Annotated in this window: 10 protein-coding genes; 4 read left to right on the top strand and 6 right to left on the bottom strand. The window is 70.7% G+C overall.

Annotation, left to right across the window (positions count from 1 at the left end; all coding sequences use genetic code 11):
- Nucleotides 1-146: 146 nt before the first annotated feature.
- Nucleotides 147-788 carry a TetR/AcrR family transcriptional regulator gene (locus ACWDU1_RS24175; protein WP_450001782.1) on the top strand — a complete coding sequence of 214 codons (642 nt, stop codon included), beginning with the start codon at nucleotides 147-149 and terminating at the stop codon, nucleotides 786-788.
- A gap of 15 nt (nucleotides 789-803) precedes the next feature.
- Here ACWDU1_RS24175 and ACWDU1_RS24170 read toward each other — a convergent pair whose 3' ends face one another.
- The 4 genes from ACWDU1_RS24170 to ACWDU1_RS24155 form a co-directional block, all read right to left on the bottom strand.
- Nucleotides 804-1,484 (bottom strand): GAP family protein, encoded by a 681-nt coding sequence (locus ACWDU1_RS24170; protein ID WP_450001780.1) that lies wholly within the window; start codon nucleotides 1,482-1,484, stop codon nucleotides 804-806.
- Nucleotides 1,485-1,543: 59 nt separating this feature from the next.
- A complete protein-coding gene (locus ACWDU1_RS24165) occupies nucleotides 1,544-2,137 on the bottom strand; it encodes a TIGR03086 family metal-binding protein (RefSeq protein WP_450001778.1) in 594 nt (197 codons plus the stop codon).
- Nucleotides 2,138-2,211: 74 nt separating this feature from the next.
- Nucleotides 2,212-3,846, bottom strand: coding sequence for a 2-succinyl-5-enolpyruvyl-6-hydroxy-3-cyclohexene-1-carboxylic-acid synthase (gene menD, locus ACWDU1_RS24160; RefSeq protein ID WP_450001777.1), 1,635 nt, complete (start codon nucleotides 3,844-3,846; stop codon nucleotides 2,212-2,214).
- Between the two features lie 213 nt (nucleotides 3,847-4,059).
- Nucleotides 4,060-4,506, bottom strand: coding sequence for a DUF6918 family protein (locus ACWDU1_RS24155; protein WP_450001775.1), 447 nt, complete (start codon nucleotides 4,504-4,506; stop codon nucleotides 4,060-4,062).
- 217 nt (nucleotides 4,507-4,723) lie between these two features.
- Here ACWDU1_RS24155 and upp point away from each other — a divergent pair, with 217 nt between their 5' ends.
- A complete protein-coding gene (gene upp, locus ACWDU1_RS24150; protein WP_450001773.1) occupies nucleotides 4,724-5,317 on the top strand; it encodes a uracil phosphoribosyltransferase in 594 nt (197 codons plus the stop codon).
- Between the two features lie 6 nt (nucleotides 5,318-5,323).
- Here the strand turns inward: upp and ACWDU1_RS24145 are convergent, their stop codons facing one another.
- On the bottom strand, nucleotides 5,324-6,823 hold the full coding sequence (locus ACWDU1_RS24145; protein WP_450001771.1) for a phospho-sugar mutase: 1,500 nt from the start codon (nucleotides 6,821-6,823) through the stop codon (nucleotides 5,324-5,326).
- Nucleotides 6,823-7,602, bottom strand: coding sequence for a purine-nucleoside phosphorylase (locus tag ACWDU1_RS24140; RefSeq protein ID WP_450001770.1), 780 nt, complete (start codon nucleotides 7,600-7,602; stop codon nucleotides 6,823-6,825). Before ACWDU1_RS24140 ends, ACWDU1_RS24145 begins: the two co-directional genes overlap by 1 nt.
- Nucleotides 7,603-7,722: 120 nt before the next feature.
- Here ACWDU1_RS24140 and ACWDU1_RS24135 point away from each other — a divergent pair, with 120 nt between their 5' ends.
- The gene (locus ACWDU1_RS24135; protein WP_450001769.1) at nucleotides 7,723-8,427 is read left to right on the top strand and encodes an enoyl-CoA hydratase-related protein; all 705 of its coding nucleotides are present in this window, start codon (nucleotides 7,723-7,725) and stop codon (nucleotides 8,425-8,427) included.
- A gap of 292 nt (nucleotides 8,428-8,719) precedes the next feature.
- Nucleotides 8,720-9,321: amidohydrolase (locus ACWDU1_RS24130; protein WP_450001783.1), on the top strand; the 602-nt coding region annotated here is incomplete at its 3' end.

Below are 9,321 nucleotides of genomic sequence, written 5' to 3'. Positions count from 1 at the left end.
TACCCGCTCCGAAACTCAGGGCGGGTACGACCAGACCCGAGGCACCCATCCGCCGGTACTCCATGTCGACTCCTAAAGGGTCTATAGTTCCGTTAACAGTCGCCAATGTACACCGAATCACCCACAAACGAAACTGGAGTTCCATTATGACCTCCGACCCGGCCGTTCCCGGCTCGGTACGCCCAGGTGGACGCACCGCTCGCGTCCGCGACGCGGTACTGCGGGCCGCCGGTGACCTGCTCGCCGACCGCGGCTTCGCCCATCTCGATCTGACCGAGGTGGCCGCCCGCGCCGAGGTGGGCAAGACCACGGTCTACCGGCGCTGGCGGACCCCCGCCGGTCTCGTCGCCGATCTCCTCTCGGATATGGCCGAACAATCACGCCCGCGCGCCGATACGGGTTCCCTACAGGGCGACCTGGCCGCCAACGCGCGATCGGTGGCCGGGGCCCTCGCCGATCCCCGGCAGGGCCGCCTCTTCCGGGCCGTGATCGCGGCGGCGACCTGCGACGACACCACCGCCGAAGCGCTGCGCCGCTTCTACGATGTGCGGCTGGCCGAATGGGCGCCCTGTATCACCGACGCCGAAGCACGCGGAGAGGTCCCCGCCGGCACCGATCCCCGGGCCGTGCTCACCGCCGTCTCCGGCCCGCTCTACTACCGGCTCCTGGCCAGCGGCGATCCGATCGACGAGCGGGCCGCCGGCACGGCGGCCCGGGCCGCCGCCGACGCGGCCGCCGCCGGCATCTTCGTACGAGGCAGCGACGGCGACGACGGCCCGGCCGGTTGACGCCCGGCCGGGCACTCACCAGAGGTTGCCGGCGTGCACGACCGCATCGGCCAGCAGTACCGCGCCCAATATCGCGAACACCACCCGCACCGACATCGGGCCGAACCGCGAGACCGTCCGCACGACCGCGCGATACACCCGCTGGGCACGCGGTGTGCGCCGGACCGACAGCGCGAGCACCACAACGGGAGGTAACAACGCGAGCGCGCAGTAGGCCACCACGATCAGCGGCCACAGCGCCGGTCGTGGCTCGCGGGCCGCGATCATCGCCAACCCCGCCAGATACGGAATCGCGGTCGGCGCCTGGGCCAGTCCGATCCCCACTCCGAGCACACCGAGTAACCACGGTCGCCGGCGAATGCCGACCGTCCACGCGGGCGGTTCGGCGCGGGCGCCCCCGGGCAACGCGGCGAGCACGAGCAGGACCGCGCCGAAAACCAGTTCGCCCCAGGCTCGGATCGTCGGCGTGAGCTCGAAATCCACCAGATCGGTGAGGAAATCGATACCCAGCACGGTCAGCAATCCGAACGTCGTGGTGACGACGAAGACTCCGGCGACGAAACTCATCCCACCGGGGACCGGAGATTTCCGGGCCAGGCGGCTGTCCACCACGATGGCCGCGGTCACCCCGACGAGTAGCAGATCGAGCGAGTCGATGAACGCGAACCCGGCGAGGGCGAACAGGAGGGCCACCATGACGCGGCCAGCCTACGCACCCCGCCGGATCCGCTCGCCACAGCGCGTACCGCGGCAGGTCAGCCGGCGGGCACGGCGGCCGGTAGCCAGAACGGGTCCCGGCCGGTGTAGCCGAGCACCCGGTGCAGCAGCGGGGCGCCCGGACCGATCGGGACGGTCGGGCCGAAAAGCCCGGGGGTGCCCTCGGGCGGAGTGTCCTTCAGGAAGTCCAGCAGGACCTCGAGGTCGGCATCGGCCACCGTCAGCTGCTGTACGGTCGCCCGGGACAGATCCCAGGCATGGATGACCAGTTCGTCCAGCGCCACCCGCGCCGTCACCCCGGCCGGCATGGTGACTCCGCCCGCCTCCGTCTCCCCCTCCCAGGCCGCAGGCGACTGCCACGCCTGTGCGAGTGCGCCCAGCCGCGCGGCGATACCGTTGCGCCAATCGGGCGCGAGGGTCGCGCCGGAACCGAATTCGGGAGATGCCGACCGGTTCACCGATTCCTTGGTGGCGGCGGCGCGGAAAGCCTCGGCCAGGCCGTCCACATGCTCGAGCAGAGCGCGCACGGGGATATCGGCGGGGGTGGGTGCGTCGAGCTGGTCGTCCTCGATTGCGGCGACAACGGCGGTCAGGGCGTCGGTCGCCGAGGTCAGGTCGAATTCCGGTGGCATGCGGTCTCCTCGATCCGTGGCTGCTGTAGATCGAGACGAGACGGGCCGCGCGAACTCATCGCCCGCGCGGACAGCTACCGGGGTCCGATTCCGGTGCGCATGGCGGTATGCAGTTCGCGCAGACCGGCCCGGTCCGTGAGCACCTCCAGCACCCGGAACCCACCGGCGGGCACCGCGAGCTCGGCGGCCAGTTCCGCCGGTCCGACCTGCCGGTGCGGAAGCCGGTATGCCGCGCACAGGGCCGAGAGGTCCATCCCGTGCGGGGTGCCGAAGACCCGCTCGAAAACCCCGGCGTACTGGGGATCTCCCTGTTCCAGGAGTTCGAAGATACCGCCGCCGTCGTCGTTGGCGACCACGATCGTGAGATCTTCGGGGCGCGGTTCGCCGCGGCCGATGAGCAGGCCCGGCGCATCGTGCAGAAAGGTGAGGTCACCGATCAGCGCGATCGTGCGGCCCGGATGGTGCAGTGCGGCGCCCACCGCGGACGACACCGTCCCGTCGATACCCGCGACCCCGCGGTTGGACAGCACCCGGACCCCGGGCACGGGCGCGGATACCAGCGCGGCATCGCGTACCGGATTCGAGGCCCCCAGCAGTAGTTGATCGCCTTCGCGCAAGGCATCCATGATCACCGCGGCCACGTGCAGCCCGGTCGGTTTCGGATGACCCGCCAGTTCGTCGCGCACCACCGTGCGGGCCCGCTGATCGAGTTCGCGGCAGCGGGCCAGCCACTGCGGGCTCGGCTCCCCCGTGGTGACCGCCCGGGTACCGGTGCCGACCACATTGCCGGAGACATCGGGCCAGCGCGGGCCGGTGGTCAGCGCGTACACGGTGACGTCGGGATCGGCCAGCACCTTCGACACCTGCCGGTGCAGGGTCGGGCGGCCGGTGATGACGGCCTGCTTCGGTTTCAGCAGCGGCAACGCCAGCGGATGCAGGGCGGGGCCGTGCACGGGCGCGGTGGGTTCGGCGACCGTCGGCAATGCCGCGAGTTCGGGGCGGAGGCCGGCGCCGTGCCCGGAGATGACCACGGTATCCGGGGTCAGATCGATATCGAGCGGCACATCGAGGGTGGCGTACTGGGTGGCGGTCCAGGGCCGGTCGGCGGCACGTCCGGCCGGTGTCGGCTCATCGGCCCGCGAATCGGGTACGAGCGGTTCCCGCAGCGGTATATCGAAATGGACCGGCCCGGCATTGCCGGAGCGGGTACCGCGCGCCGCGGCCAGCACCCGGCACACCGACGAACGCCAGACGCTGTTCTGGCGGGGATAGTCGGTAGCGGCCTCCGTTTCGGCGAGACCGAGGCTGATGGTCGCGCGGACCTGGCTGCCGAACAGCCCGAGCTGTTCGACGGTCTGGTTCGCGCCGGTGCCCAGCATCTCGTAGGGGCGGTTGGCGCTGAGCACGATGAGCGGGACCCGGGCGTAGTTGGCCTCCAGGACCGCTGGTCCGAGGTTCGCCACCGCGGTGCCCGAGGTCATGACCACCGGTACCGGGGCACCCGAGGCGATGGCCAGGCCGATGGCGAGGAATCCGGCGGTCCGCTCGTCGATGCGCATATGCAGCCGGAGCCGGCCCGCCGCGTCGGCGGCCTGCAGGGCGAACGCGAGCGGCGCATTGCGCGAGCCGGGGCAGAGCACCACTTCCCGTACCCCGCCGCGGGCGAGTTCGTCGACGACCACTCGCGCTTGCGCTGTTGACGGATTCACGCCTCCAGCCTGTCAGACCACGGCTGTCCCGTCTGCGTCGGCCTGCTCACACCGGCGGCGGCCCATCGGCAACACACACCCGCGCGACCTGCGATAACCGTTCGCTCAACCCCTCCGCCGAACGGGATGGACACCCCCCGTTGGGGACCTCGTCGACGAGGCCCCCACGAGCCGCGCTCGCGCGCGGCCGACAACCGTTTACCGGGTATCCGGTCAGCCGGCGTGCTTCTGCACCAGATCGCCGACCCGGGGCAGTGCCTCGACGACGTTCTTCTTGGCCGAGGAACGCATCGAGTTGTACACCTTCTGCAGGGCCGGGCGGCTGGAGGCCGCGGCGCGCGCATCGGTGACGGTCAGCAGGGATTCGGCGACCTCGTCGCTCTTGGCGGCGAGCAGTTCACCGAAGGTGCCGCTGCCACCGGCCTGGAACTCGGCCCAGTACGGCTGAAGCTGCTCGAGCAGCTTGGGCGCCAGCGATTCCAGGGCGTCGGGCACGATGGACGGGCTGATCTTCTTCACCGCCGCGTACCCACCCTTCACGGCCAGACCCGACGCACCACCCTTATCGGAGACCTCGGCATCCAGGACCTGGACGGCATCGGCGAGGAAGGCCGGGCGAGTGGCCTCGTCAAGCAGTGATTCAGACAGTGCTGCAACCAATTTAAGGATCCTCCGGATCAGTACTCGTATGGACGGGCACCGCAACTATACGCATCACCCGCACGAGTGTTCGCGTCCCCGCATCACCGAAGCGGGGACGCCGTGATCCACCGGCGTTGCCGCGCAACCCGGTACGGAACGAGGACCGGCGAGTAACCCGGCCTCCGAGCAGGTAGTACCCCCGGAGCGTGGCACCCGAAACCTCCGCTTCCATCTCGTGGCGATCCTGCTGACCACGCTCCGCGACGAACGCACGCCCGATCCCGCCTTCCGGGCGGCGTTGCGCGACCTCTCCCGGCTCCTGGTCTACGAGGCCCTGCGGGACGCGCCCGTGGAACACGTGGACATCGTCACCCCCGTCGCGGCCACCCGGGGTGCCCGGCTGGTCCGCCCGCCGTTGCTCGTCCCGGTACTGCGGGCCGGGCTGGGCATGGTGGACGCCGCCACCGACCTGGTTCCCGAATCGCAGGTCGGATTCGTCGGTGTGGCCCGGGACGAACACACCCATCTGCCGGTGCCGTACCTGGAATCGCTGCCCGACGATCTGTCCACGACCCCGGTGATGGTCCTGGATCCGATGCTCGCCACCGGCGGATCCATGCTGCATACGCTGGAACTGCTGGTGCAGCGGCGGGCCACCGATATCACCGCGGTCTGCGTGGTCTCGGCGCCGGAAGGGATCGCCGCCCTGGCGGGTTCGGGTCTGCCGGTGCGCCTGGTCACCGCGGTGATCGACGACCGGCTCAACGACGACGCGTTCATCGTGCCCGGGCTCGGCGATGCCGGCGACCGTCAGTTCGGGCCGCGGTGAAACCCCTCAGGCACCCAGCGCGCGGCAGTATTCGCGCAGTTCCGAAAGCCGCTGCCCGGCCACGGCCCGGGCGGCCGGCAACCGGTCGGCCGCGGTGACCGGCTCCACCACCTCGAGGTAGCACTTCAGCTTCGGTTCGGTGCCCGACGGCCGGACCACCACCCGCACCCCGGTACCGGTGAAGACCAGGGCGTCGGTGCGCATCCGGCCGCGCAGCGCGGCCATATCGGTGAATTCGACCGGGGTTCCGGCGAGTTCGCCCGGCGGCGCCGCGCGCAGGCGGGACACCAGTTCGGTGGCGGCGCGCTGATCGGGTAGCCGCAGCGCGACCTGATCGCCGGCATGGACGCCGAAACCGGTCGCGTAGTCGTCGAGTTCGTCGAGCAGGCCGCGGCCCCGGGCCTTCAGCCGCGCGACCAGATCGGCGGCCAGCACCGCCGCGGAGATTCCGTCCTTGTCGCGGACCGCCGACGGGTCCACACAGTGGCCGATGGCCTCTTCGTACGCGTAGACCAACCCGTCGCCGGCCCGGGTGAGCCATTTGAATCCGGTGAGGGTTTCGGCATAGCGGGCCCCACGGGCCGCCGCGATCCGGGAGAGCAGGCGGGAGGAGACGATCGTGGTGGCGACCAGCGAATTCGCGGGCGAGCCGCGCAGGACGTGATCGGCGAGCAGCACACCGGTCTCGTCGCCGCGCAACATCCGCCAGCCGTCGGCGGTGGGCACTCCCAGCGCGCAGCGGTCCGCGTCGGGATCCAATGCGATCGCCAGATCCGCGTCCACCTTCTCGGCCAGCGTCAGCAGCAGATCGGCGGCACCGGGTTCTTCCGGGTTCGGAAAAGTGACTGTCGGGAAATCCGGGTCGGGGACGAACTGTTCTGCGACGGCGTGGATATCGGAGAATCCGGCCGCCGCCAGCGCCTGCGCCACGGTGGCGCCCCCGACCCCGTGCAGCGGTGTGAACGCGATCCGGATATCGGCGCGTTCGCCCTCGCCGCCGATCAGCCGCGGTAATTGCGCCACCCGGGCCAGGTACCGCGAGAGCAGTCCGGTGTCCGCGGGCGGCACCGGCATACGGTCGATCGGTTCGCGCACCGCGCCGATCTGCTTCTCGATCTCGGTATCCGCGGGCGCCAGGAGCTGGGCGCCACCGTCCAGATAGACCTTGTAACCGTTATCGCCCGCCGGGTTGTGTGAGGCGGTGATCTGCACCCCGGCGACGGCGTCCAGGGCCCGCACCGCGTACGCGGTCACCGGAGTCGGCAGTGGTTCGGGCAACCGGGTCACCGCGAAACCGGCCGCGGCCAGTACCTCGGCGGTGATCTCCGCGAACTCCGCCGACCCGTGCCGGGCGTCCCGGCCCACCACCACCCGGCCCCCGCCCAGGCAGCGGTCCCGCAGCCAGGCCGCCAGGCCCGCGGTGGCGCGGGCCACGGTGGTCTCGTTCATACCGTCCGGGCCCGGGGCCAACGGCCCGCGCAGACCCGCCGTGCCGAACGTCAGCACTAGAGCTTCTCCAGGACACCGCGCAGTAGTTTGCCGAGCCGGGGCGCGGCGGCGTTCCCCTCGGCCAGCACCTCGGCATGCGACAGCGGTGCCCCCGTGACACCCGCGGCCGAGTTGGTGACCAGCGAGATACCGAGCAGACGCGCGCCCAGCGCCCGGGCCGCGATGGCTTCCAGGACCGTGGACATCCCGACCAGATCGGCGCCCATGGTGGCCAGCATGCGGATCTCGGCGGGAGTTTCGTACTGCGGTCCGTGCAGCCCCGCGTAGACACCCTCGGTGAGATCGGGCTCGACCGTGCGGGCCAGCTCTCGCAGTTTCGGATCCCAGGCGTCCACCAGATCCACGAAAGTCGCGCCCGCCAGCGGTGTGCGGCCGGTGAGGTTCAGATGGTCGCGCACCAGAACCGCCTCGCCGACGCGCAATCCGGGGCGGATACCGCCGGCGGCGTTGGTGAGGATCACGGTCTCGGCGCCCGCCGCCACCGCCGTCCGCACCGGATGCACCACATCGTCGGGACTGTTGCCCTCGTAGAGGTGCCGGCGTCCCATCAGGACCAGCACGTCGGATCCGCCGACGGGTACCGACAGCACCCGGCCGATATGGCCCTGGGCGGTGGGTGCGGCGAATCCGGGTAGTTCCGGCATCGGGATCTCCGCGGCCGCGGGTCCGAGTTCGGCGACGGCGTCCTGCCAGCCCGAACCCAGTACCACCGCGACCCGGTGCCGGGCGACGGAAGTGCGGGCGGCGATCTCCTCGGCGGCCTGTTCGGCGAGCATGGCGGTCAGTCTATGGCCTCCGGCGCCGCGGGACCGGCCGTACAGCCGGCCGTCCGTCGCGGGCGGCGACGCCGGGCGACCGCGCGCGACTATTCGGGTCGCTGTGGATACGCTGCACGTATGCCGTACCTGGAGCGTGATGGGAACGTATTCGTACTGTCGCTGGGCAACGAGGGCCAGACCGACGACGAGAACCGTTTCAGCCATCAGTGGATCGACGAAACCCATGCCCTGCTGGACACCGTGGTGGCGACCGAAGGCCCGGCGGCCCTGGTGACCACCGCGACCGGCAAATTCTTCAGCAACGGGCTCGACACCGACTGGCTGTTCGCGAACCTGGACCGGATGCACGGCTACCTCGACCGGGTACACAGCGTGTTCTCCCGGATCCTGGCGTTCCCCATGCCCACCGTGGCAGCGGTGAACGGGCACGCCTTCGGCGCCGGGGCCATGCTGGCGACCTCGCACGATTTCCGCGTGATGCGCGCCGACCGCGGGTACTGGTGCCTGCCGGAGGTCCATCTGGGCATGCCGTTCACGGTCGGGATGAACGCGCTGCTGACCGGCCGCCTCACCAACCAGGTCGCGCTCGCCGCGATGACCACCGGCCGGCGTTACGGCGCCGCCGACGCGTTGGTCGCGGGTATCGTCGATGATGTCGCCGAGGCCGACGCTCTGCGCGGCGCCGCCGTCGCCACGGCCGCGGAACTGGCCGCGAATCGCACCCCCAGCCTGCCCGCGATCAAGCGCTCGCTGCACGCGTCCGCGCTCGCCGGGCTGGCGGTGCCGAACACCCCCGAGAACTTGGCGTTCGCGCAGGGGTAGCGGCCCCGACACCCCGCGTTCGCCGCTCTCCGGGCACCGCCCGCCCGCGACACGTCCGCCGCGGTGGCCCATGCCGTCGCGCGTGGATCGGGCGGCGGTGCGAAACTGGAGGTTACGGTCGCTTCTCGACAGGGGCGAGCAGGCCACCGGTATGTACCGCGACCACGGTCGCGGACGATATGTGTCCAGGGAGGCCCGGACACCAGCGAAGTGGTTCACAACTGCTCGTGCTACGACAGGAGGACATTCGGTGAGCACATCCGGCCGTTCGGTGCGATACGGACAGGACGCGGTGACGGCGTGGCTGGCCGAGCACACGGTCGATCTCGTTCAATGGCGGCGGCATATCCACGCCAACCCGGAACTGTCGCGGACCGAATTCGCGACCACCGAATTCGTCGGCACCTGGCTGACGAAGGCCGGTCTCTCGTTCCGGGTCATGCCCAGCGGTACCGGGCTGATCTGCGATATCGGCCCCGACACCGGTCCGCGCGTCGCGCTGCGCGCCGATATGGACGCCCTGCCACTACAGGAGTTCACCGGCCTCGAATTCGCCTCGTCGGTGCCCGGGGTATCGCACGCCTGCGGCCACGACGCGCATACCGCCATCCTGCTCGGCACCGCCCTCGCCCTGGCCGATCTCGAACTGCCGGTAGGCGTGCGACTGATCTTCCAGCACGCCGAGGAAGTGATGCCCGGCGGCGCGCTCGACATGGTCGCCGCCGACGCGCTCGCCGGCGTCGACCGGATCTTCGCGCTACATTGCGACCCACGACTGGAAGTCGGGCGCGTCGGAATACGCGTCGGGGCCATCACCTCGGCCGCCGATACCGTCGAACTCGTCCTGGACTCACCCGGCGGCCACACCTCCCGCCCCCACCTGACCAGCGACCT

Source organism: Nocardia sp. NPDC003345, assembly GCF_053589395.1.
The sequence above is the reverse complement of the archived record's forward strand: the minus strand, read 5'-3'. Positions and strand labels throughout refer to the sequence as shown.

Bases quoted from the DNA above. Each gene is read 5' to 3' on its own strand.
- ACWDU1_RS24165 (WP_450001778.1), bottom strand. From the start codon at position 2,137: ATGCCACCGGAATTCGACCTGACCTCGGCGACCGACGCCCTGACCGCC.
- ACWDU1_RS24140 (WP_450001770.1), bottom strand. From the start codon at position 7,602: ATGCTCGCCGAACAGGCCGCCGAGGAGATCGCCGCCCGCACTTCCGTC.
- ACWDU1_RS24170 (WP_450001780.1), bottom strand. From the start codon at position 1,484: ATGGTGGCCCTCCTGTTCGCCCTCGCCGGGTTCGCGTTCATCGACTCG.
- ACWDU1_RS24135 (WP_450001769.1), top strand. From the start codon at position 7,723: ATGCCGTACCTGGAGCGTGATGGGAACGTATTCGTACTGTCGCTGGGC.
- ACWDU1_RS24175 (WP_450001782.1), top strand. From the start codon at position 147: ATGACCTCCGACCCGGCCGTTCCCGGCTCGGTACGCCCAGGTGGACGC.